Below are 23,329 nucleotides of genomic sequence, written 5' to 3'. Positions count from 1 at the left end.
AGAAGTCGTCAATGGCTTCGTAGTCGAGAATGGCCCCCAGCGTTCGGGAAAACCAAACGTTGGAGGCCATTGTTGTATCGCATGTTGAATTTTGATGTTGTAGGTACTTAGTTAAATAACTGCTGCTTCAAGAAACGGGTCCAGCAGGCACGCATTTCTTGGGTTTCTTGGTGGCCGCCCGTCATGATCTTGCCGATGAAGTTATCGGGATGACCCTGTTCTGCATAATACTTGGAAAGGGCGGGATTCAAAGCTTCTGGACCAGGGTAGAAGCAGAGCAGGTCACGGTTGCCAACCATGCTTAACCGTGGCCGTGGGGCGATCAACTGCTGAATTTCCAACGTGCTGGTGTACTTCAGCATGCCTGGAACGTATAGGTAGAAATTGTGTTTATCCAATAACCGGTACTTCTTCAAAACTGATAGATCAGTTTGCCCGGAAATATCAACGACAACCTTAACCCGTGGTTCCAAAGCGGCTAGCCACCAGCTTTCCATGCCACCCATAGACATACCGATAGTGGCGATCTTGTCCATGTTGACTTCTGGCCGGGTGCTTAAGTAATCAATCAAGGACTGCTGGTCGAACAGGCGCATGCCCCACAAGGTTTGGCCTTCCAGCAGGAATTCCTTAAACAGTTCGCTTTCCTTGACCCCATGGCTGCCAGCGCGGTCCTCAAAGCCCCAGGCATCAATTGCCCATGCATCGGCGCCCATGTCGGTAATGACCTTTGCAAAGGACGGATTCTGCAGGTAGTCGGTACCATTGATCATTTCCGACTTGCCCAGCGGGAAGTTGCCGCCGTGACTGTGCAGGTAAATGACTATCGGCCGCTTGCCAGAAACGGTCTTGCTATAGGCACGCAAAGCTGGTACGCTTTCCAGCTTGTTTAAATGTAATTGATAGCGTTCAACCACGAAAGTACCGTGGTCTTCACGGTTCAAGAATTCACCGCTGACGTTTTCTAGTCGTTCATCGGGACCAAGCAGCTTTTTTAAGTCTTGACGAGTAAATGCCATAATTGAAACCTCTTTTACTTTCGGTATTAAGAAAAGGACCCAGTGCAGGCAGAGGCCAAACACTGGATCCGTTTTTCATTTGGATTGCTGATGGAAATTGAGAAAAGTATGTCCGATGTTTTGCGCCCAATCGGTAAACATTTCCGGCCAACTGACGATACTTGCGGCGCGGTATTTTCCATCTGGTAAGGCGGTTTCAGCGGTACCTAAGCTGGAACCATGCCGGCCAGACGGGAAGACATGCAATTGAAATGGACGATGGTGAGCCTTCATTGCGTTGGCGAACAGGATAGCATTTTCACATGGGACCGACTGATCGTCAGCCGTTGACCAAAGAAATGTGGGAGGGGTAAATTTAGAAACCTGTTCTTCCAATGAAACACTCTTTAAAGCTTGGGGATTGTTTGAGTCATCGCCTAAAAGGGAATTGATAGAATAACGATGGGCGAATTGGCCACTTGTAATGACGGGATAGCCGAGCAGGAGACCATTTGGCTGGATCTGCTGCGGATCAAATCCCAAGTCGTTAAGGAGGGGATTGTGCCAATAAACACCCAAACTAGCAGCCACATGACCACCAGCTGACATACCAGCTACCCAGATCGCATCGGATGCGATATGCAGTGACTGAGCATGCTGCCGGAGATACTTAACCGCTGCCGCTAATTCGCTGACTGCGACAGGGAAGCGCGCCGGGTCCAAGCTGTACTCGAGGATAAATGCCTGAAAGCCATGACTGAGCATACGAACGGCTACCGGTTCACCTTCACGGGGAGAGAGGTGATCGAATCCGCCACCAGGGCAGATGATAATGGCCGGCCGTTTGCGATCGGGGTCAACATTGTCATAGTTATCAAGCACGTAGCCCTTTAAGACTGCTTGGCCAAGTGGACTAGAAATATTTTCCTTAATTAAGCGCATCGAATCATCTTTTCTTAATTAAATTAGTAATATGCACGCATTTCGTTTGAAAGCATCAAGAATGGGCCGGAACCCTTGTGGTCGTTCACAACGACAGGTTCGGAAATGTAGTAGGCAAATGAACCATCACGGTGACTGTCACCACCAAGGCCGCCGACGTGAGCAATCTTGTTGACGTTGACATAGCCATTGTAATCAACTGAGATGAATTGCTGAAGGGCATTTTCCCAGCCCTTCTTCAGGAATTCAGTCCATTCGTCGGCGGAAATGTATTCCTTACGCAGGGACTTAGCAATGGCGTTCAAGATCATCAGACTACCGGAAGATTCAAGGTAGTTCATTGGCCGATCGCCTTCGTCAGGAATCTGGTACCACAGGTTGGTAGCAGGGTCGGCGAACTTCTTCAATGCCTTCAGTTCTGCCTGCAGGTTGTTCAAGATCTGTGCATAGCCGTCACTGTCTTCAGGCAGGAATTCCAGTACGTCGGCCATAGCCATTACGTACCAGCCAATGCTCCGTAACCAGAAGTGTGGCGAACGACCGGTCTTCTTATCAGCCCAGTACATCTTCTTGGATTCGTCAACACCGTGGTAGAGCAGGCCCGTCTTTTCATCCAGTGCTAGCTTGTAAGAACCGGTAAATTGGTGAACCACATCTGTGTAATCAGGATTGTCCACAAAGTTCTTCAGGTATTCAGCGTAGAAGACATCACCCATGTAGATCCCGTCAAGCCAAACCTGGTTCGGGTAGGATTGTTTGTGCCAGAAGAGGTTGCTTTCAGTCCGTGGCTGCGTCTTCAACTGGTCATACAGCATGTCTAACACGTGCTTGTAACGATCCTGTGGGTCCAATTTCCACAAACGGAGCAGGACCTTGCCGTTGTTGATGTCATCCAGACGGTAGAGTTCCTTGCGGTAACCCTTAACATTGCCTTGGAAGTCAATGTAAGTTTCGAAGTAGTGCTTGATGTAGTTCAGGTAGTCTTCGTTGTGAGTCCGTTCGTAGATGTCCATCATACCATTCAGCATCAAACCGTCTTCGTATTCCCACTTGTTCTTCAGGTTAACTTCGGGTTCGCGCTTGAGCATGGTGTTAGCGGCTTTTACTGACCAGTCTTCACTTGGCTTGCCATAGGAATAATTCATTTGTGTTGCCATCCTTTCTATAAAACACAGAGGCAATTACGTAACAATCTTAATTACAGGTTCTTAACTAACTTTTCGTTGGCCTTGTCATGGAACAGTGGTGCTTCGTCAGACCCAACGACCAAGAGATCGCTTAATTCACAGTTCTTCGTGTTTTCCATGAAGAAGCCTTTCTTGGTCAGTTCAGGGGCGTCAGCAAACATTGCTGGAGTGGCAGGTTCTGCATCCTGGTCTAAGTAGAATGAAGAACTGGTGATGTGCACATCTTCAATTGGCATTTCCGGCAGGCCGTAGATAATGCCGGCACATGAACGAACGTGTTCAGCGTTGACGTTGGAAATCCGGATGTGCTTGATCGAAGGAGTAATTTCGGAAACTGGGTATGGGTTCTTGTCCCAAACCAGCTTTTCCTTACCCTTTTCGCCACAGAAGTAGTAGAGGTTCATTACAACTGGGCAAAGGACGTTGTTCATGATGATGTTGTTTATCAAGATGTTGTCGATCGCACCACCACGGCCACGACGGGTCTTGAAACGAATACCACGGTCCGTGTCGATAAAGGTACAGTTCGTGATGGCAATGTTCTTAACGTCGCCGCTCATTTCACTACCAATAACCACACCACCGTGACCATGCAGCATGTTGCAGTTAGCAATTACCACACCGTCACAGGCAATTGGCTGGTAAGCATCTTCCGTTCCAGCCTTGATGGCGATACAGTCGTCACCAACGTTGAATTCACTGTTGACGATCCGCAGGTTACGGCAAGATTCTGGGTCACAGCCGTCCGTGTTTGGTGAATCGGCAGGGTTCTTAACGCTGACCCCATCAATGACCACGTCGTCACAGTCATACGGGTGCAAGGTCCAAGCCGGTGAGTTGGTGAACTTCAGCTGACTGATCCGAACCCGTTTACTGTGCTCAATGGATAACAGGTATGGACGAGCGTGATCAACCTTCTTGTGCTTAGCACGGAATTCGATCCACCAGTCACTCCCATTACCATCAATCACACCGCCACCGTCGAGAGTCAGATTCTCAACGTGGTCAGCGTAGAGGCAGGCACGGTACATTGATTGCTCGTGTCCTTCCCAACGGGTGTATAAGATCGGGTAAGTGGACCGGTCATCAGTAAAGAACAGGGAAGCATCTGATTCAACCGTGAAGTGCAGGTTGGAACAGAATGCTAATGATGAAACGAAAAATTGACCACCAGTCAGTACCAAGTGACCGCCGCCGATTGCATCCAGCTTATTAATAGCAGACTGGATTTCGTCGGTTACCAATTTGTGCGGTGCGTATTGGCTAGCTGAAAGAACAATTGTTGATTCTTTTTGCATTGTACAAAACCATCCTTTAAATACAGGCTAACGTCAACGACAAATGTGATCGTGAACAATTTACCAATTAAAAAAAGCGAGCGTGTTCAACAAGTCGAAAGTAAAAAAATAAGCTGTCCGTTCACCCAGAAAATCCGCAAGCTTGCGAGCAGTTTACCTAACTTAGTTCATCTTGTTTGCTTTGTGTTGAGCAGCATGGATCTGCTTTGGGGCAGGGTTACTAGTGTCCTTGTTGACGATTGCAACCATAATCCCAACCAGTGCGATACCAATTAAAGCAACAATAGCGATAGAAGCCATTGTGATCACCTCCCTTTTTTCATTTTTAATGTTAGCGTTAACATTCAGATAATGCAAGGGCTTTCATCAAAAAAGGCAAAAGAAATTTGAAAGCGCTTGATTTTTGGCGGCCAGTTTTGGTAAAAGATCGGCAACTTATTAGTAGTGATAGTGGATTACTTCGCATGATCCGGCGTTTGTTTTATTACGTATGTTATTAAAAAGAAATAAATTCCTTAAAAGAATATCGGCAAAAGGCATTGAAAAAGCAGAATGCACACGTTAACATTACAGGCGTAAAGAAGGCGCCTTCTCTACTTTGTTGATGATGAATTGAAAAATTTTAAATCTACGAAAAGAGATGCAATAATCAATGGCCGTTAAGACTGGAAAGAATCGAAAAATTACCTGGTGGACTCGGCTTGGCTTTGGTTGTGGCGGTTTCATCAGTGGTGGGGGATTAACGTTTGCCCACTCCTGGCTATTACTGTATTACACAACCTTTTGTGGCCTGGATGCTTGGAAAGGGGCGCTGATCTTTTCCCTGGCAACCTGGCTGGATGTGTTTGAAAGCTCTGTGATTGGTTTTATTTCGGATAACTTCTATAACACCCGCGTTGGCCGCATGTTCGGGCGGCGGCGTTTCTTCATTTTGGTATGTATTCCGTTCTTCATGCTCTATCCATTGTGCTGGATTCGGGGCATGAGCTGGGGATATTACATGATTACCTACTTGCTCTATGACTTCATCGACAATACATTCTCGGTGACCCACAACACACTGAAGACGGAAATGTCGACCAACTATGAACAGCGGCAATTGTTGTCCGGTGCGGCTTCGATCGCTGGGACAATCGTTGGCTTCATCACGGCCGCATTCCCGCTGATCTTCTTCTCCATTATGGGCAAGAACAATCCTAATTCTTATGTTTCCATGGTGGTCACTTATTCCATCATCATGGTGATCGCAGCGATCCTGGTTTACATCAGCACCTGGGAATATGGACCGGATCAAGTTCACATTGAGCGGACCGGGTCATTTTGGAAGAGCATTTGGAAGATGGTTAAGGATACTTTGTCCACTTTCCGTTCCCGCACGTTTCGCTGGCACATTGGGATGTACGTTGCCGGATCTGGTGGCCTGTGGCTGATGTCATCAATTTCGACCTTTAACTTCATCTATGTAATGAAGAAGTCGACTACTTGGGCCGCTGGTTTAGGAACGGCAATGAAGCCATTTGCACTGATTTCTTCTATTTTTGCCGTTTGGGTGGTCACTAAAGTTGGTGACACCGCCCGTCCTTACATCTGGTCCATGTTGATCGTTATTTCATCAATGCTGCTTTATTCTGGTATTTGGTTCTTCAACTGGCAGTCAATGGCTTGGCTCATCGCTTGCGCACAAATGCTCCTGTCCTTTGGTGAAGGGATTGCCTACTATGTTCCGCAAGCTAACTACCCATACATGCCGGATGTCGATGAACTGATTACCAATCGTCGGCGTGAGGGGATCATTTCTGGTGCTCAAACGATGGCTGGCCGTCTGGTTCGTGGGATCGTCACCTTTATCTCTGGTTCAGTTATTTCAGCAACTGGCCTGGTCAAGGGGCGGATGGCTCAACCACGTTCGGTTCAATTGGGCTTGGTTTTGATGATGCTGATCGGTGTCTGTTCTTTGGAAATCGTTGCTATTTGGTGTTCACGGCACATGAAGGCTGACAAGACGGCCTTGGAAGTTGTTGATAAAGAAGTGCAGCGAATTCACAAGGGTGGCAAGATGGCGGATGTTGATCCACACGTTAAAGCTGTTTGTGAATTGCTGACGGGCTTTGACTATCAACATTTGTTTGGTCATAACAATGTCGGCTATAAAGATCATGAGGTAGAGCCCGCAAAGGCGCATATCAACAACCACTAAGATAAGTAAATAAAATGACGATACGACGCCAATAGTGTTCGTATCGCCATTTTTATATAGAAGATTTGCGTGACGAAAGGTCACAGAGGATGAATTGAACATATGTTATCGTTCACATTTCGGGTGATTAACGAAATTTTCGTATCAAAGAATTCACAAATATTAAACAGTGGATTTACAAATTAAAAAAGTCGGACAATTGGTGGTGCTGTAAGAATAATCAGCAAAATTTAAGCATAGCTATTATTACGTACGTTATGGACAAAAACGATTTTTAGAAAATTATTTTTGAAAAAAGGATTGCAAAATGTAAATGAACACGTTAACATCGAGGTTGTAAGAAAGCGTTTTCTTGTATTTGTTATTTGCTTTGCTATTTTAAATTAACGAAAAGAGATGCAATTGTTCTATGGCCGTTAAGACTGGTAAAGGCCGTAAGATCACTTGGTGGACGCGTATCGGCTTCGGCTGTGGTGGGTTCATCGGTGGTGGTGGGCTGACGTTTGCTCACTCATGGCTGTTACTTTACTACACTACCTTCTGTGGTTTGGATGCTTGGAAGGGTGCCTTGATTTTCTCACTGGCAACCTGGTTTGATGTGTTCGAAAGTTCCATCATTGGTTTCATTTCCGATAACTTCTACAACACGCACTTAGGACGGATTTTTGGTCGTCGTCGGTTCTTCATTCTGATTTGTATCCCATTCTTCATGCTCTACCCACTTTGCTGGGTTCGTGGCATGAGCTGGGGTTACTACATGGTAACCTACCTGTTATACGACTTTGTTGATAACACGTTCTCCGTTACCCACAACACTCTGAAGACTGAAATGTCAACCAACTATACGCAACGTCAACTGCTTTCTGGTTCTGCTTCCGTTGCTTCTAAGGTTGTTGGTTTCATTACCGCTGCCTTCCCACTTATCTTCTTTAGCCTGATGGGCAAGAACAACCCTAACTCATACGTTATGATGGTTGTTACCTACTCAGTTGTCATGGTTATCGCTGGGACCATTGTTTACCTCAGCACTTGGGAATACAGTCCGGATCAAGTTCACATCGAACGGACTGGTTCATTCTGGAAGAGTATTTGGAAGATGATTAAGGATACTCTTTCAACGTTCCGTTCTCGGACTTTCCGCTGGCACATTGCTATGTATGTTGCCGGTTCTGGTGGTCTGTGGCTGATGTCTTCAATTTCAACCTTTAACTTCATTTATGTTATGAAGAAGTCAACCACCTGGGCAGCCGGCTTAGGCACGATCATGAAGCCATTTGCTCTGATCTCCGCTATCTTCGCTGTTTGGGTTGTTACTAAGGTTGGGGACACTGCTCGTCCTTACATCTGGTCAATGTTCATCGTTATTTCATCAATGCTGCTCTACTGTGGTATTTGGTTCTTCCACTGGCAGCAATTAGCATGGTTAATCGGTGTTGCCCAAATGCTGCTGTCATTTGGTGAAGGTATCGCTTACTACGTACCACAAGCCAACTACCCATACATGCCTGACGTTGATGAATTGATTACCAACCGGCGGCGTGAAGGTATCATTTCCGGTGCTCAAACCATGTCCGGTCGTTTGGTTCGTGGTATTGTGACCATGATTTCTGGCTCAGTTATTTCCGCAACTGGCCTGGTTAAGGGTCGGATGTCACAACCTTACTCCGTACAATTAGGCCTGGTATTGATGATGCTGATCGGTGTCTGTGGTATGGAATTAATTGCCATCTTCTGTTCTCGCCACATGAAGGCTGACGAAAAGAACCTGGCAATCGTTGACAAAGAAGTTAAGCGTGTTCACGCCGGCGGTAAGATGGAAGACGTCGACCCACACGTTAAGGAAGTTTGTGAACTGTTAACTGGTTTCGACTACAAGAACTTGTTTGGCCACAACAATGTTGGTTACAAGGATCATGAGGTTGAGCCGGCCAAGGGCCACATAAACAACCATTAACTTGATTTGTGATTGCAAAATACAGGAGGAGCATAGATTACTTCTCCTGTATTTTTGCAAAAGGTAAAAATTTACTAGTTAAGTGGGTTTGAAAAAGGTAATGCTTTGACCACTCGTGACTAATTGAACAAATGAAAAACTATTTGTTTATAAAAGCGCTTGCTAATTGCATTACAGGACGACTATAATTAATTACAGTTAGACTATTAGTATTATTTTTTAAGGAGTGTATTATTTATGACTTTTAAGATGGTTACTCGCTATGCACACAGTCCCAAGGATATCCAACACTACGACACTGATCAGCTTCGTCAGGAATTCCTGATGGACAAGATCTTCTCTGCCGGTGACATCCTGTTAACTTACACCTACAACGACCGGATGATCTTTGGTGGGGTTGTGCCAACTACTGAACCACTTGAAATCAAGTTGGACAAGCAGCTTGGCGTTGACTTCTTCCTGCAGCGTCGTGAACTGGGCTTCATCAACATCGGTGGTGCCGGCTCAGTTTCCATTGACGGCAAAGAAGACCACATTGAACCTCATGATGGTTACTACATTGGCATGGGCGTCAAGCACGTTGTCTTCTCATCAGACGACGCAAGCAAGCCTGCTAAGTTCTACGTTGTCTCCACTCCTGCACACAAGACTTATCCAAATCACAAGCTTGCTTACAAGGACTCCATTGCTATGCCAATGGGTGACCAGGAACACATGAACAAGCGGACGATTCACAAGTACATCGACGCATCACTGTTTCCAACTTGCCAGCTGCAAATGGGCTACACCGTCTTGGAACCAGGTAACTCATGGAACACCATGCCATGCCACACCCACGCACGGCGGATGGAAACCTACCTCTACACCGAATTTGGTGACAAGGACGCCCGGGTATTCCACTTCATGGGTAAGCCAGATGAAAGTCGTCACATCGTTCTGGAACCAGACCAGGCCGTTGTTAACCCATCATGGTCCATTCACTGTGGGGTTGGTACTTCCAACTACTCCTTCATCTGGGCAATGTGTGGTGAAAACCAGACCTACGATGACATGGACATGGTCGACATGCACGACCTTCGCTAATTGAGTTTATACAAAGCAAATTTTGAAAGGATGACTATAATGCCACAATCTGCAGAAGAAATTAAAGCCAATGAAGCTGCATTGGACAAGTTCAAGATGTCAATGTTCAGCCTGAAAGGCAAAGTTGCAATCATTACCGGTGGGAACACTGGCTTGGGCCAAGGTTATTCTGTTGCCTTAGCTGAAGCCGGGGCTGACATCTTCATTGCCACCCACGGTCAAGAAGGCTGGGAAGACACCCGCAAGATGATCGAAAAGCGTGGTCAACGAGTTGAATTCATGCAGTGTGACTTGACCCAGGATGGTGTCGCACAAAAGGTGATCGACACTGCCCTCGAAAAGTTCGGCCACATTGACATCCTGATCAACAACGCCGGGATGATCAAGCGTAACCCACTGCTGGAATCCAAGGATGAAGACTGGAAGAACGTTATTGCCATTAACCTGACGGCGGTTTACCACCTGTCAATGGCTGCTGCAAAGGTATTTGCTAAGCAGAAGCATGGTAAGATCATCAACATTGGTTCCATGCTGTCATTCCAAGGTGGGAAGTTCATTCCTTCCTACACGGCTTCCAAGCACGGGGTTGCCGGCTTGACCAAGGCATTTGCATCTGAAATGGGTGCTTACAATGTTCAAGTCAACGCCATCGCACCTGGTTACATCAAGACCGCCAACACGGCACCAATCCGTGCAGACAAGGCTCGTAACCAAGAAATCTTGAGCCGGATTCCAGCTGGACACTGGGGTGCACCTCATGAACTGATGGGCGTTGCCGTCTTCTTGGCTAGTGAAGCTGCCGACTATGTCAATGGTTGCATCATGCCAGTCGATGGTGGTTACTTAGTTCGTTAATTATTAAGCTTAAACTGATCAGGGAGCGTGACAATGGGGTCGAATAGGCTCCGGTCACGCCCCTTTTTTGAAAGGAACCTGATTATGAAATTTGGAATTCGTGCCCACGATGTGCATATTTTTGACGACATGTCGGCTTTAAGCGCTAAGTTGAAGGAACTGGGCTTTTCATATCTGCAGTTTGCACCGCGAGTTTCACTGAAAGAAACCAGCCAAAAGGGCTACCGGATGAATGCCGGCCTGGCTTCGTATGTTCAGCGGACTTTGGCGGCCAACGGGATTTCCATTGCAACATTAGGCTGCTACGGCAATATGGAGCACCCTGATTTGGCTGAACGGCAGCGTTTCATGAACTTGTTCAGCCAGTACATCACGCTGGCGCATAATTTTGGTGCACCACTGGTCGTGACCGAAACAGGAACGGTTCACCCAGGGGTTTCGCCGACGACAGAGAACTTCACTGAAGAAGCGGTTGATTTGACCATTAAGCAGATCCAAAAGCAGGTCAAAGTGGCCGAGAAGGCGGGAGTTCTGGTCGGCATTGAACCCGGCATCAACCACCCGATCCATGATGTAGCCACGATTGACCGGATGCTGGACTGGATTGATTCGCCAAACCTGAAGCTGGTCATTGACCCCGTTGGCTTAGTCAGTGACAAGGATCCGGATGCTAACCAAATTGCGGAAACGATGATCGACCACTATAACGACATCATCTACGGCTTCCACATCAATGACTATCGCTACATTGACGGGAAGAAGCAGAAGGTCAACTTTGGGACTGGTGAAGTGGACTTGCCAAGAATGGTTAAGACCATCGAGGCAGCTCAACCACATGCTATAATGGAACTTGACGGGCTTCCAGACTTGGAGCCTTGTCTCAAGTATGTCCACGAAAATCTATTAAACTAATTGAAAATGGAGTAAAGAACAATGATTAAGAAGTATGAAGTTTTAAATAACGTGCAAAAAGCCGGAATTGTTGCCGTTGTGCGGGGTAACAGTGCCGATGATGCTTACAAGACCTCTGTTGCCTGTGTCAAGGGTGGTGTGAAGGCGATCGAAGTAGCCTTCACTGCACCACATGCTGACCAGACGATCGCTAAACTGACCGAGAAGTACGCTGACGATGACTCAGTAATCATCGGTGCCGGGACCGTTTTGGAACCCGTTAGCGCACGGCTGGCTTTGATGGCTGGTGCCGAATTCGTAGTTTCCCCATCCTTCAACAAGGAAGTTGCCAAGATGTGCAACCTGTACGGTGTTTCCTACATGGCCGGCTGCTTTACCCCACGTGAAGCCCAGATCGCTATGGAATACGGCGTGGATGTCGTTAAGATCTTCCCAGCCGCATTGGTCGGTGCAAAGGCAATCTCCGAATTCAAGGGTCCTTTCCCACAGATGTCCATCATGCCAACTGGTGGTGTTTCCCTGGACAACTTGTCAACCTGGTTCGACGCCGGTGCCTTCGTTGTTGGTGTCGGTGGCCAGTTAGTCGGCCCAGCCAAGACTGGCGACTACGACCAAGTTACGGAAAATGCCAAGAAGTTCCACGAAGCATTTGCAAAGCTGAACGCATAATTCAAGTCATTAAGATTAAGAAAGCTTGGTCAGTTGTCGGACTGGCCAAGCTTTTTTGTATAAAAAACGGAGCTGCCATGTTATGTGACAGCTCCGTTTGGTTTAACTGTAGTAGATCGGTTTAATTCGGTTTAATTACAAAAGGTTGTTCTTCTTAGCGTTGATACCTACACCAGGAGCAGTGTCGTCGGAGAAGTTCAGCTTTGTCGGGTGCAGAGCAAACTTTTCGTCTTCACGTGGTGCACTTTCATTCATGGCCCAGTTGGACTTGTGAACGGTAACCGTGCCCCAAGCAGGAACAGTAACGGTCTGCCATTGAGTACCATAGCCGTACAGGTTCAAGCTGGCCTTCAGATCCTTGCCACTTGGGTTGTAGAGCTGAACGGCGATTGACCCATCTGGTGCCAAGAAGGCGGTTGAACTGATACCACCGGTGTAACCGTCTGGTGAGTAACTGGATGAAGCGATCCGGGTTGAGCCGGGTTCAACGTCTTGTGACAGGTTCCGCAGCATGTAGTATTCGAAGTTCCGCTGTACCTTACCAGTTTTGTGGTCGATGGTGATCACACCACGCCGACCGGTTGAACCAGCTTCGTTAGGCAAGCCCCGTTCGTCCAATGCCAGGTTCCACAGGGTGATGAAGCCGAGGCCTTGACGGACTAACCAGTTGCAGATCAGGCCACCCATGATGTGGGAAGCATCCTCATAGGAGTCCGTGAAGAGGCAACGGCGTTCAGTCATGCCCAGCGTCCAGTTAGGGAATTCACGACTAACCTTGAACAAGTTGGTGTATGGGCCGTCGTAGGTGTGGAATGCAAATCCATCGAAGGCGCTGGCTTGTTGTGGGGTGATGTACTTGGAAATTGGTTCGTTCAAGACGTTCAATGAACCATCCCAGAAGAAGATCTTGGTGTCTGGGTAAGTTTCGTCCAGCGCTGGCCGCAGGTATTCATAACCAAACTTAGCCAATTCAGGAATCGTCCAGATCATTGCTGGCCACATAGCGGCGTTAGAAGGTTCGTTTTGAATGGTGACACCGTAAATCGGAATCCCATAGTGAGCATAAGCTTCGATGTACTTAACGAAGTACTTGGCGTAAACCGCTTCGAAGTGATCCTTGTGGGCATAACCGTTGCCGGTGAATTCACCGAAACGCAGGTGGCCGCCTTGGGTCAGGTGACCAGTGTTCTTCATCCAAGCTGGACCAGACCATGGTGAGGAAATAATCTTAATGGCTGGGTTGATCTTAACGATTTCTTGCAGAACTGGAACGATGTGCTTCAGGTCCTTGGTAGCGTCTTTGGCACCCGACTTGCCTTCACCAATGGAGAAGTGCTTCATGTCATTATCATGCTCACCAAAAGGAACGTCATCTAATGAGTAGTAATCCTGACTTTGGAAGTCACAGGAGCCAATTGGTACCCGGACAACTGAATAAGCACCTTCTTCGGGGTCGAACAATTCGTGCAGCAGGGCATCCCGCTGTGACTTGGACTGATCCCAGATTAACTTAGCGGTTGAGTCGGTGATTGCAGCACCAACACCGAGCCAATCCTGAAACTTTTGTGATGGGTCAACCACGATTTTGGCAGCACCCTCTGCAGGTTTAGCTGTCTTTCGTGGAGCGGCTAATTTAGCACGCTTTTTAGACAGGTCGCCAGCAGTGACTGTCCAAAATTGATTTTTAAAATCATTAGATGACATTACAATTCCTCCTTTTTATTGCGTCATCGAAAACGCTTACACTTATTATAAGCTGGATTGGAACAGTGTGTAAACGTTTTTACTAAAATTTTTACTAAAAATCTGCTGAGAAAACTGAGGAATGATTGATCTCCATAAATAAAAAGAGCGTCACAATATCCGTCATAATGGGATATGTGGCGCTTTTGCTTTGTAAACAGCTTAGTTAAAAGATTCGTGTTTTTACTTTAAAGCTGTTGATTGTAAGACTTGAGCTTGACCTGGTCGTTGTCGATATCAAAGATGGTGACACTGCCATTTTGTGGTGCGTGATCATTGCCGGCGACTACAGCACCATAGTGTTCAGCAATGGTCCGGATAAATGTTCCATGTGAAACTAGTAGAACATTGGCCGGCTTATCGGTGATTGCAGCTACTTGGTCATTGATTAATTGAACACCATGTTGCCAACGATTCAGGACGTCTTCGTTGCTTTCGGCGGTATGCAGGGGATCGTGATCCTGCATGATCTGCCGCACCTTTTCGAAGTTGGCCTTTGCTAAGATATCGTTCAGCCCTTGATAAGGCGTATCCGCAGTGATTGCCTTCCACATTGGTTTGATCTTGGTGGCATCAAGGCCGCCAAAATTGACTTCCCGAAATTCAGGGAAGGACTGCCGCAGTTTCGGCTGCCTAGTCAGTTGTTGACTAATGAGCTGGGCGGTATCTTGAGCACGCCGCAAATCCGATGAACAAACCAGGGTAAAGACTTTATCCTTCAAGGCCTGACCGGTTGCGATTGCTTGGTTGCGCCCTTGCTGGGTGAGAAAAGAATCCACCCATCCCTGCATTCGGCCCAACTGGTTCAGGACGGTCTGGCCGTGACGGACAACGTAAAGATGAATCATGTTAGTACTCCTTTAAATCTATGGTCAACAATTACTGTACCCGTTTTTGCAGGTTGAACTTAATGATTGAAGAAACTTGCTCAATCAACTTGGATTTTGGTGCATCGGGCAAGGTCACCGATTGAACGGAGAAGTGCGCTGCCGATTCCAGAATGCTGTGTTGCCGGTATTTTGGATCTAGTTGGTTAGCGAAGATCTTTGGTACCAATGCCCAATGATTGTCATACAAAAGGGTAGGCAGTACGCTGGCGATCTGGGTAGTTTGGAAAAATGGCAACAGGTGGTCGTCCCAACAGATGCTGTGCCACTTTTTGTAGTTGTCATTGTAGGGACAGTAGATCTCATCGCCCCGTTTTAATGAATCGGTGTTGATGATTTTGGGCAGGGAGATAGTTGGTGAGGTCACCAGCTGTAAGGAGTCCCTAAAGGCTTCATTGCTGGACAGCCCATCGGCAAACGGAACCTCTGTCAATAAGCCCCAGTCACCATGGTTGGTCTTCAGGCGGTCAATGATCGTGTACTTAGGAAGACATTCGACGGTGATCTGCAGGTTGGAAATGGACTTGCTGAGCTGTGGCATCAGGGGTGCCAGGAAGAAGGCACTGATGTCACTGGTGGTCAGAATATTCAGCTGTTCGTGTTTGCCCAGCTCACGAATGTTGGTAGCCGTTTGGACAACCTTTAGATATTGTTCGGCGATCGGAACCAGTTTCTTCCCATAATCAGTCAGGGTGACGGAAGCATGGCCCTTACCACGGTTGATCAGCTTGACGCCTAAGTAACGTTCCAGCTTAGTCAACCGGTTCGTGATGGTTGCTTGTGACAAATAGAGTGCATCGGCAGCCAGCGAAATTTGCCGATATTTAACGATTTGCAAAAAAGATTCGATAACTTCAGGATTCATGGTTTATGCCCCATTCTTAAAGTAATTGATTATAGCGCTTTAAGTGGATCTGTCCATGATCAACGGTAAAAATCGTGACACTCCCGTTTTTTGGGACGTTTTCCATGCCGGCAACGTATTGGCCATAGTGCTCAGAAATTGTCCGAATGAAAGTGCCATGTGAAATAACCAAAATGTTCATATTATCTTGGTCAGGAGATTCTGCCAGCAACTTCTGAACCCCGCGTTTCCAACGAGCAATAATCTCGGGGTTGTATTCACAGAGGTGCAGGGGATCCGCATCAGCCATTAACTGCCGAACTTCATGTAAGCCACCATGGCGGATGATATCGTTCTGGTCATTATATGGTGTGTTCTCGGTAACGGTGTTCCAGGCATCGATACGTGGCAGGCCATCAAACGAGCCAAAATTGACTTCCCGAAATTCCGGTAAAACAAAGGTTGCTTTTGGCTGATGCTGGAGCTGGCTGATAATCAATTTCTTGGTTTGACGTGCGCGGCCCAGATCAGACGAGGCAACAACCGTAAATTTGGTTTGCGCAAGGGCCTTGCCAGTCGCAATCGCTTGTTGACGACCCTTTTCGGTTAAATGCGAATCGATCCAGCCTTGCATGCGCTTGAAGTTGTTTAAAAAGGTTTCTCCGTGACGAACAAAATATAGTTGAGTGGTCATAATCGTACAATCCTCTTTGGAAGCGTTTCATATATTAACTATGATAATTATAGCGCGAAATTTAATTAGAAAAAATAAATATTACCCCTTGTAATGTATTCGCTTTCATTTATAATGGTATTCGAAGTGAGAAGTAATATTTGCTCCTTCAAATATAGCAATAATTCATTTATCAACTTTTGGGGAGGTTGTACTCATGCATTTAACTCTTTCTGTATGGCAAGCATTAGCCATCGCCGTCTGGGTTGCATTGGTTGAATCGCGTATTTTAGGGTTTGCTACCTTAACGATGCGGTTCAGTCCGTTAATGACCGGTATGATGGTTGGTCTGATCATGGGCCAGATGCATCAAGCCGTTATTATCACTGCCGCTATTCAATTGGTTTACATGGGCTTCGTTGCTCCAGGTGGTGCGCTGCCTGCTGAACCATGTATCGCTGCCGCAATCGCTGTTCCAGTTGCTTTGTTAGGCCACATGAGCCCACAAGGTGCCATTGCGATCGCCGTTCCAGTTGGTCTGTTAGGTTCTTACCTTTACCAATTCCGTTTCTTCCTTAACACCTTCGCTTTGAAGCCGATGGACAAGTTCGCGGCTGAAGGTAACACGCGGGGCCTGCGTTGGGCAATCATGGCAATTCCAGCAGTTATTTCATTCTGCCTGTTCATTCCACTGATTTTCATCGCCCTGTACTTCGGTGCTCCGGTTATTGCTCACGTTGTTGCTGGTATCCAACACGGTACGATCATTCACGTTCTGACCAGTGTTGGTGGTGGTCTGGCTGCCTTAGGTATTGCCGTAATCATGCAGGTTATCGGTAAGCAAAAGCTCCTGCCATTCTTCTTCCTGGCATACTTCATGAGTGTTGCATTTGCAAAGCTGAACATTAACATGACGATCTACGCCGCATTTGGTATCATCTTCGCCATCCTGTACGTAATGTTCACGCAGAAGCCAGCGCAGAACTAAACGAAGGAGGGTTCAATAATGACTGAAGAAAAGAACAACCCAGCAGTTGAAGAAAACGCTGCTCAGGAAACCGAAAAGGGTACAATTCCTGAACCTGATAAGATTACCAACCGGGACTTAATGAAAGCCTGGTTCGGTTGGTGGTGGGCAAACGAAGTCAACCACACCTTCGACCGGATGCTAGCACCTGCATTTTGTTTTGGTTTGATTCCAATTCTGAAAAAGTTATACAAGACTAAGGATGAATTAGCTAAGGCCTTGCAACGTCACCTGCTCTTCTTTAACACCCAAGCTACTTGGGGTGGTGGTACTCTGATGGGGGTTACCATTTCACTTGAAGAAGCACGTGCCAAGGCAATGGCTAAGGGTGAAGAAGCTATTTCCGAAGACATGATTTCAAACACCAAGGTTGGTCTGATGGGCCCACTGGCTGGTATTGGGGACTCAATCGACTCCGGAACTATTCAATACATCTTCATCGCTATCTTCCTGCCATTTGCACAAAAGGGTAACTTCTTAGGGTGCCTGTTGCCATTCGTTTGCTTTGCAACTGCGACCTACATTTATGGTTACTACTTCACTAAGATGGGTTACACCTTAGGTCGGTCTGCTGCTAAGGAAATCATGACTTCCGGCCGGATGTCCTCTGTGATTGATGGTCTGGGTGTTCTGGGTCTGTTCATGATGGGAATCATGGCTGGTCAATACGTTAAGATCAAGAGTTACCTTAAGTTCACGATCAGTCACAAGACCTTTGACCTGCAAAGCATCTTGAACACGATCATGCCAGGGATCCTGCCACTGCTGGCCATCCTCTTGCTCTACTGGTACTTCCAGAAGAAGGGCTTGAAGATCACCCGTGGTCTGATCTACCTGACCCTTGTATTGATTGTTCTGTCAATCTTCTACATTGTCTAAAGTTGATGGAGGCTTAAGTTATGACAAAACGTGCATTTTTAGTTGTTACTCACGGTGACATGGGTGTTGAAACGGTTAAGAGCCTGGAACTGTTGATGGGCGAACAGAAGAATGTTTCTGCTTTAGGCCTGCACGAAGGCGAAAACGTTGACGCACTGAAGGACAAGGTTGTTGAAGTGCTGGACAAAAACGCCAAGGAATACGATGAAACGGTAGTCATCGTTGACTTGCTTGGTGGTAGTCCATCCAACGTTGCTCTGCGTTCATTGGCTAACTACCATGAACTGAAGATTGTGACTGGCTTGAGCATGCCATTACTGATTAACCTGGTTAACTTCACGGACAGCGAAGACGACACGGTTAAGCTGATCAATGACTCCATTAAGGTTGCTCGCGATGGCATCAAGTTGATTGACAAGAACTTTTTGAAGAAAGCATAATAGACTGGAATAGATACTCAGATACTCAAGGAGGAATTAAAATGGGACAAATTAATTTAGCACGTGTTGACGATCGTTTAATCCACGGTAAAGTTATGCAGAAGTGGACTAAGGGTTTAGGCACTAACTCTGTTTATGTTGTTGACAACGCTACTGCTGCAGACGACTTCATGAAGAGTGTTTATGTCAGCACCAACTCCACTGGTGGCCTGAAGATCAAGGTTTACTCCACCAAGGAAGTCGGCGAAGAATGGCAGAAGAACCAATTCGGTGACGACAAGGTTCTGATCGTCTTCAAGAACGTCAAAGAAGTTAAGGAATCCCTGGACAATGGTCTGAAGCTGGACGAACTCTGTGTCGGTGGTGCAGCTAAGAAGCCAGGCACGGTTGAAAAACCAATTCCTGACGTTTCCCTGACTGCCGAAGACCAGCAGACCATCAAAGCAATCGCTGATGAAGGTGTGAAGGTTTACTTCCAGTCTGTTCCTGAATCAAAGCGGGTTGACTACAAAGGTTAATCAGCATGGCTAAGGATAACGATAGATACCAGGTATATCCTGACCGGGTACGGATCGCAATTATCGATTGTGCCTACCTGATTATCATTGTTTGCCTGGCGGGAGTTCTGTTCATTCAAGCCAGTTGGATTTGGAAGGCGTTTGCCGTCTTCTTCATCATCCTCTTTGGCATCTTGGCTTACCAAACGTTGGCACCGGCCTTGTCGAAACAGCCACTCTACGTCATTGATCAAAATGGGGTCACCGATTATACCCACAAAGACGAAAAAGTGACGGTTCCTTGGTCGCAGATTCAAAAGATTGAATTGGCACCCAACAATGCTTCAATGGAAATCGGCATCATTGCAATGAATGTGTTGACGGACAAGGAAAAGCAGGCTGAGGCGGTTAAAAAGAACTACTCGCACAATGGCAACCTGGCCATCTATTCCATCATCATCGATGGCTTTAAATTCCGCCGTAAACCATTCCTGCGAATTTATGATGAATTACAGAAGCAGGGCTTGAAATACAACCCCAAGATTCTGATTAATAAATATCGCGGGTAAACGGAGTATGAACTCCAGTAAAAAAGGCATCTAGGATTGATCAATCCTAGATGCCTTTTTCTTGTTGTTAATTTATTCCGGTTGTGATGGCCGGGTGAAGTAATCGGGGTAGTAGCGCATAACCGTTTCCTTTTCATCGAGCATTAGGTGCAAGTGGGAATGCATCAGGTAACTCAAATCATCCACGTCCTGATTCTTAATGGCGTTGAAGATTTCTTCGTGCTGGGTCAAAAGAGTCGCCCAGTTCAAGCCGGGCACTTTCAGCCGCAGACGCCGGAAACGGTTGAGTTGGGTGTTATTCAACTGCAGCCACTTCCAGATTTCTTGCTTGCCGGCAACCGTGTAAAACTCCCCATGGAAGCTTTGGTCCAGGTCGAAGAAACGGTCGGTCTGTGTCAACTCAGCGGCTTCTTTCTGTTCTTCCATGTTTTTATTTAGTTTGTCGATATGTTCGGGTGTCAGCTTGGTCATGGCGTCCAGCATCACATTTGGCTCCAGGCACTCACGAACAAAGCGGCCGTTTTGCACGGAGTCAATGTTGATCATGGTCACGTAGGTTCCACTTTGGGGGATCACCTCAATCAGGCCCTCACGCTCAATCCGGATCAGCGCTTCTCTGACCGGTGTCCGGCCCAAATCAAGCGTGGTTGAAATCATCTTTTCGGAAATTTTTTGCCCCGGCAGGTAGTGGAAGTGAATGATTTTGTATTTGATTTTGTCATACGCATCTTGACGAATGTTGGTATCCATGGTGGTTCGGTCCTTTTTGATGGTTCATATAGGGAAACGATATTCGACGATTTGAATGCATCGAGCAGGTCAGGCCAAACTAGCATATTAGATTGACGAAAAAAGACGCTCGACGCTGCATAAACTTAATCATAGCACCACTGGTTAACGCTTTCAATCATCCTTGACAATCAGCAGATAAGGGTTGATAGGCGGGCAATCAGCTGCATCACTACCAAAAAACATAGACGTAGCCACTAGTCACTGATTGACAGATCGCGTTGACATCGCCTTTCTGAAAGCGTATTCTTGAACTGAAATTGCCTTGTAAATTGTTATCTACTGGTAATTATTCACTAATCTGATGTATTAGTTTTTAAAATTATGAAATTTCTTATCGATGTCAGTTAATTTTATGGGGGTTGTTTATGAAAAACAGTACAAAATTGCTTACTGTCGATAACCAGACTGATTATCTGGATCTTGATACTAATGGGGCAAAATTCCGTATCTACCTATTAGACCAAAACATCATCCGGATTCGCAGCACGTTTGACGACGAGTTTGCACCGGAAGAATCGTATGCGCTGATCAAGACTGCCTGGCCAGACAAGACCGATGAGCTGATGAAGGACGAACGGACGCGGGTCAAGCCGTTACCAATCGACCTGCAGCAGCCAAAAGAGGGCCAGTACACCGTCAGCAACGGCAAGTACACGCTCCATATCTACGCCGAACCTTTCTATATGGAGATCACCGATGAAAACGGCAATGTTGTCCACAAAGATCTGCCCAAGCGGTCCTATGTGGAGGATGACAATGGTCGGCGGACTCACTATTCACAGATGGGCGACCACGAGAAGTTTTACGGTTTCGGTGAAAAGTCGGGCCCGTTGAACAAGTACAAGCGGCGGATGCGGATGCACAACACCGACTCACTGGGCTGGGATGCCAAGCGCAGCGACCCGCTCTACAAGATGATCCCGTTCTACATTTACCTCAATTGCGAGAACAATATTGCCAGCGGCCTTTTCTACAACAACTCCAATGATTCCGTATTCGACATGGACTGTGAACACAGCAACTACTGGCTGCGCTACAGTTACTTCCAAGCTGACGGCGGCGACCTGGATGTCTTCTTTATTGGCGGTCCGACCGTAAAAGACGTGGTTGAACACTACACGGACCTGACCGGGAAGTCGGCAATGATGCCAATGTCATCGCTGGGCTACATGGGATCCACCATGTTCTATTCCGAACTGCCAGAAGGCGACGACAAAGCGATCCTGAACTTTGTGGACACCTGCAAGCAGAACCACATCCCGTGTGATGGCTTCTTCCTGTCCTCAGGTTATGTCGTCGACGAGCAGACCCAGAAGCGTTTCTTCTTCCGGTGGAACAAGCGGCGTTTCCCAGATCCGCAAAAGTTTGTGGACGACTTGAAGACACGGGGCGCACTGTTGGCACCAAACGTCAAGCCGGGGATCCTGCTTAAACACCCTGACAATCCTGACTTATCGAAACGAGATGCCTTCATCAAGGATGAGAGTGGTCAACACGACCAAGTTAACCAATACTGGGGCGGCCCAGCCAACTTCATCGACTTCACGAACCCGGCCGGTCGTAAGGCATGGACCTTCTATTTGACCAATTCGCTGTTGAAGTATGGCATCACTTCGGTTTGGAACGACAACAACGAATACGAAACCGTCGATGGGTCGGCCACGATTAACATGGAAGGCATGAAGAACAAGAAGATGGATGACATGCGGCCGCTGCAATCCACGATTATGGCGAAAGTCGCCCAGCAGGCGGTTCACCAGTACAATCCGGATGCTCGTCCTTACGTCATCAATCGGGCTGGCTTTGCCGGTATCCAGCGTTATGCCCAAACATGGGCCGGTGACAACTCGACCAACTGGACCAGCGTTAAGTACAACATTCCGGTCATTCTCGGGATGGGCCTGTCTGGAGTCGCCAACCAGGGTTGTGACATCGGTGGTTTCTACGGTCCGCTGCCGGAACCTGAACTCTTAGTCCGGTGGGTGCAAAATGGGATTTTCCAGCCACGGTTCAGCATCCACTCGGCCAACACCGACAACACTGTCACGGAACCGTACATGTACCCGAACTACACCAAGTACATTGCCCACGCCATCCAGCTGCGTTACCGCTTAGTTCCATACCTGTATTCGCTGCTGTATGAAGCCCATGTCACTGGTGCACCGGTAATGCGGCCATTGGTATACGAATTCCAGAATGACCCTCACGTCTTAGATGAAAGCTTTGAATTCATGCTGGGCCACTCCCTGTTGGTTGCCAACGTATTGGACAAGGGCCAGACCGAAAAGCAGGTCTACTTGCCGAAGGGCGCCAACTGGATCGACCTGAAGACTTACCAGCGTTACGAAGGCGGTCAGACAATTACGATCCCGGTCGACATGAGTTCCATCCCGATGTTCTTACGGTCCGGGGCCATCATTCCGGAAGCGCCGCATTTGATGAACATCCATAAGGAAACGATCACGAACCTGGACCTGTTGATTGAACCAACCGCCGACACCAGCTTCACAATTTATGAAGACGATGGCGAAACGATGGCTTACAAGAAGGGCCAAAGTCTGCGGACTCACGTTACGGCGCATGCCCAGCCTGAGGGTGTGATGGTCGACTTCAAGCGTGAAGGTGACTACCAGACCAAGGTTAAGACGATGAACCTGTCCGTCTACTGCCCGCGGATGGCCCCCGTCGAAGTCAAGGTGGCCGGCCAATCGCTGCACCGCTTCTTGAAGAAGGAAGATTACGATCACGCAGAGTCTGGCTGGTGGTTTGACGGTGAAACCCGGCAGGCGAAAGTCCACTATCAGAATCCAACGACGGCCAACTATCAAGCCCAGCTGCAATTCACGATGAAGGACCTGATCTCAATTCAGTAATTAGTTGTTT

General features: G+C 47.3%; 22 protein-coding genes. 12 read left to right on the top strand and 10 right to left on the bottom strand.

Features of this window, described 5'->3' with window-relative positions; all coding sequences use genetic code 11:
- Window positions 1-107 precede the first annotated feature (107 nt).
- The 5 genes from IV45_RS06845 to IV45_RS07890 form a co-directional block, all read right to left on the bottom strand.
- Complete coding sequence (locus IV45_RS06845) at window positions 108-1,019, bottom strand: dienelactone hydrolase family protein (RefSeq protein ID WP_157051225.1); 912 nt, start codon at window positions 1,017-1,019, stop codon at window positions 108-110.
- Window positions 1,020-1,094: 75 nt separating this feature from the next.
- A complete protein-coding gene (locus IV45_RS06840; protein ID WP_057741947.1) occupies window positions 1,095-1,940 on the bottom strand; it encodes an alpha/beta hydrolase in 846 nt (281 codons plus the stop codon).
- A 23-nt stretch (window positions 1,941-1,963) separates the two neighbouring features.
- Entirely contained in the window at window positions 1,964-3,085 is a 1,122-nt protein-coding gene (locus IV45_RS06835) for a glycoside hydrolase family 88/105 protein (RefSeq protein WP_057741944.1), read from the bottom strand.
- Window positions 3,086-3,138: 53 nt separating this feature from the next.
- The gene (locus IV45_RS06830; protein ID WP_057741941.1) at window positions 3,139-4,425 is read right to left on the bottom strand and encodes a glycoside hydrolase family 28 protein; all 1,287 of its coding nucleotides are present in this window, start codon (window positions 4,423-4,425) and stop codon (window positions 3,139-3,141) included.
- Window positions 4,426-4,587: 162 nt separating this feature from the next.
- Window positions 4,588-4,725, bottom strand: coding sequence for a hypothetical protein (locus IV45_RS07890; RefSeq protein ID WP_157051224.1), 138 nt, complete (start codon window positions 4,723-4,725; stop codon window positions 4,588-4,590).
- A gap of 352 nt (window positions 4,726-5,077) precedes the next feature.
- On the opposite strand from IV45_RS07890, the gene IV45_RS06825 reads away from it, so the two are divergent.
- The 6 genes from IV45_RS06825 (at window position 5,078) to IV45_RS06800 (ending at window position 12,095) form a co-directional block, all read left to right on the top strand.
- Window positions 5,078-6,622, top strand: a complete 1,545-nt coding sequence (locus IV45_RS06825) for an MFS transporter (RefSeq protein WP_057741939.1) — start codon at window positions 5,078-5,080, stop codon at window positions 6,620-6,622.
- A gap of 409 nt (window positions 6,623-7,031) precedes the next feature.
- A complete protein-coding gene (locus tag IV45_RS06820) occupies window positions 7,032-8,576 on the top strand; it encodes an MFS transporter (protein ID WP_057741936.1) in 1,545 nt (514 codons plus the stop codon).
- 237 nt (window positions 8,577-8,813) lie between these two features.
- Window positions 8,814-9,659 carry a 5-dehydro-4-deoxy-D-glucuronate isomerase gene (kduI, locus tag IV45_RS06815; RefSeq protein WP_057741934.1) on the top strand — a complete coding sequence of 282 codons (846 nt, stop codon included), beginning with the start codon at window positions 8,814-8,816 and terminating at the stop codon, window positions 9,657-9,659.
- A 39-nt stretch (window positions 9,660-9,698) separates the two neighbouring features.
- Window positions 9,699-10,514 (top strand): 2-dehydro-3-deoxy-D-gluconate 5-dehydrogenase KduD, encoded by an 816-nt coding sequence (kduD, locus tag IV45_RS06810; protein ID WP_157051223.1) that lies wholly within the window; start codon window positions 9,699-9,701, stop codon window positions 10,512-10,514.
- 84 nt (window positions 10,515-10,598) lie between these two features.
- Window positions 10,599-11,426 (top strand): sugar phosphate isomerase/epimerase family protein, encoded by an 828-nt coding sequence (locus IV45_RS06805; RefSeq protein ID WP_057741929.1) that lies wholly within the window; start codon window positions 10,599-10,601, stop codon window positions 11,424-11,426.
- 24 nt (window positions 11,427-11,450) lie between these two features.
- The gene (locus tag IV45_RS06800) at window positions 11,451-12,095 is read left to right on the top strand and encodes a bifunctional 2-keto-4-hydroxyglutarate aldolase/2-keto-3-deoxy-6-phosphogluconate aldolase (protein WP_057742422.1); all 645 of its coding nucleotides are present in this window, start codon (window positions 11,451-11,453) and stop codon (window positions 12,093-12,095) included.
- A 135-nt stretch (window positions 12,096-12,230) separates the two neighbouring features.
- Here the strand turns inward: IV45_RS06800 and IV45_RS06795 are convergent, their stop codons facing one another.
- The 4 genes from IV45_RS06795 to IV45_RS06780 all read right to left on the bottom strand — a co-directional run bounded on the left by IV45_RS06795 (window position 12,231) and on the right by IV45_RS06780 (window position 16,263).
- Window positions 12,231-13,799: a glycoside hydrolase family 30 protein gene (locus IV45_RS06795; protein ID WP_057741927.1), complete on the bottom strand. Its 1,569-nt coding sequence runs from the start codon at window positions 13,797-13,799 to the stop codon at window positions 12,231-12,233.
- Between the two features lie 227 nt (window positions 13,800-14,026).
- Window positions 14,027-14,686: a histidine phosphatase family protein gene (locus tag IV45_RS06790; RefSeq protein WP_057741924.1), complete on the bottom strand. Its 660-nt coding sequence runs from the start codon at window positions 14,684-14,686 to the stop codon at window positions 14,027-14,029.
- 31 nt (window positions 14,687-14,717) lie between these two features.
- A complete protein-coding gene (locus IV45_RS06785; RefSeq protein WP_057741921.1) occupies window positions 14,718-15,590 on the bottom strand; it encodes a LysR family transcriptional regulator in 873 nt (290 codons plus the stop codon).
- 16 nt (window positions 15,591-15,606) lie between these two features.
- Window positions 15,607-16,263, bottom strand: a complete 657-nt coding sequence (locus IV45_RS06780; protein ID WP_057741918.1) for a histidine phosphatase family protein — start codon at window positions 16,261-16,263, stop codon at window positions 15,607-15,609.
- Window positions 16,264-16,459: 196 nt separating this feature from the next.
- Between IV45_RS06780 and IV45_RS06775 the strand changes: the two genes are divergently transcribed.
- The 5 genes from IV45_RS06775 to IV45_RS06755 are packed head-to-tail and all read left to right on the top strand — an operon-like array spanning window position 16,460 to window position 19,654.
- Window positions 16,460-17,230 carry a PTS mannose/fructose/sorbose/N-acetylgalactosamine transporter subunit IIC gene (locus tag IV45_RS06775; RefSeq protein WP_057741915.1) on the top strand — a complete coding sequence of 257 codons (771 nt, stop codon included), beginning with the start codon at window positions 16,460-16,462 and terminating at the stop codon, window positions 17,228-17,230.
- Between the two features lie 18 nt (window positions 17,231-17,248).
- Window positions 17,249-18,148 carry a PTS system mannose/fructose/sorbose family transporter subunit IID gene (locus tag IV45_RS06770; RefSeq protein ID WP_057741912.1) on the top strand — a complete coding sequence of 300 codons (900 nt, stop codon included), beginning with the start codon at window positions 17,249-17,251 and terminating at the stop codon, window positions 18,146-18,148.
- 20 nt (window positions 18,149-18,168) lie between these two features.
- Entirely contained in the window at window positions 18,169-18,588 is a 420-nt protein-coding gene (locus IV45_RS06765; protein ID WP_057741910.1) for a PTS sugar transporter subunit IIA, read from the top strand.
- A gap of 41 nt (window positions 18,589-18,629) precedes the next feature.
- Window positions 18,630-19,106 (top strand): PTS sugar transporter subunit IIB, encoded by a 477-nt coding sequence (locus IV45_RS06760; RefSeq protein ID WP_057741907.1) that lies wholly within the window; start codon window positions 18,630-18,632, stop codon window positions 19,104-19,106.
- Between the two features lie 5 nt (window positions 19,107-19,111).
- Window positions 19,112-19,654 carry an STM3941 family protein gene (locus IV45_RS06755; RefSeq protein WP_057741905.1) on the top strand — a complete coding sequence of 181 codons (543 nt, stop codon included), beginning with the start codon at window positions 19,112-19,114 and terminating at the stop codon, window positions 19,652-19,654.
- Between the two features lie 72 nt (window positions 19,655-19,726).
- Here IV45_RS06755 and IV45_RS06750 read toward each other — a convergent pair whose 3' ends face one another.
- Window positions 19,727-20,404, bottom strand: a complete 678-nt coding sequence (locus IV45_RS06750; RefSeq protein ID WP_057741902.1) for a GntR family transcriptional regulator — start codon at window positions 20,402-20,404, stop codon at window positions 19,727-19,729.
- Between the two features lie 407 nt (window positions 20,405-20,811).
- On the opposite strand from IV45_RS06750, the gene IV45_RS06745 reads away from it, so the two are divergent.
- The gene (locus IV45_RS06745) at window positions 20,812-23,319 is read left to right on the top strand and encodes a glycoside hydrolase family 31 protein (protein WP_057741899.1); all 2,508 of its coding nucleotides are present in this window, start codon (window positions 20,812-20,814) and stop codon (window positions 23,317-23,319) included.
- Window positions 23,320-23,329 lie beyond the last annotated feature (10 nt).

This window comes from Limosilactobacillus secaliphilus (genome assembly GCF_001437055.1).
Lineage (GTDB): Bacteria > Bacillota > Bacilli > Lactobacillales > Lactobacillaceae > Limosilactobacillus > Limosilactobacillus secaliphilus.
This window is presented reverse-complemented; position numbering and strand designations above follow the sequence as displayed.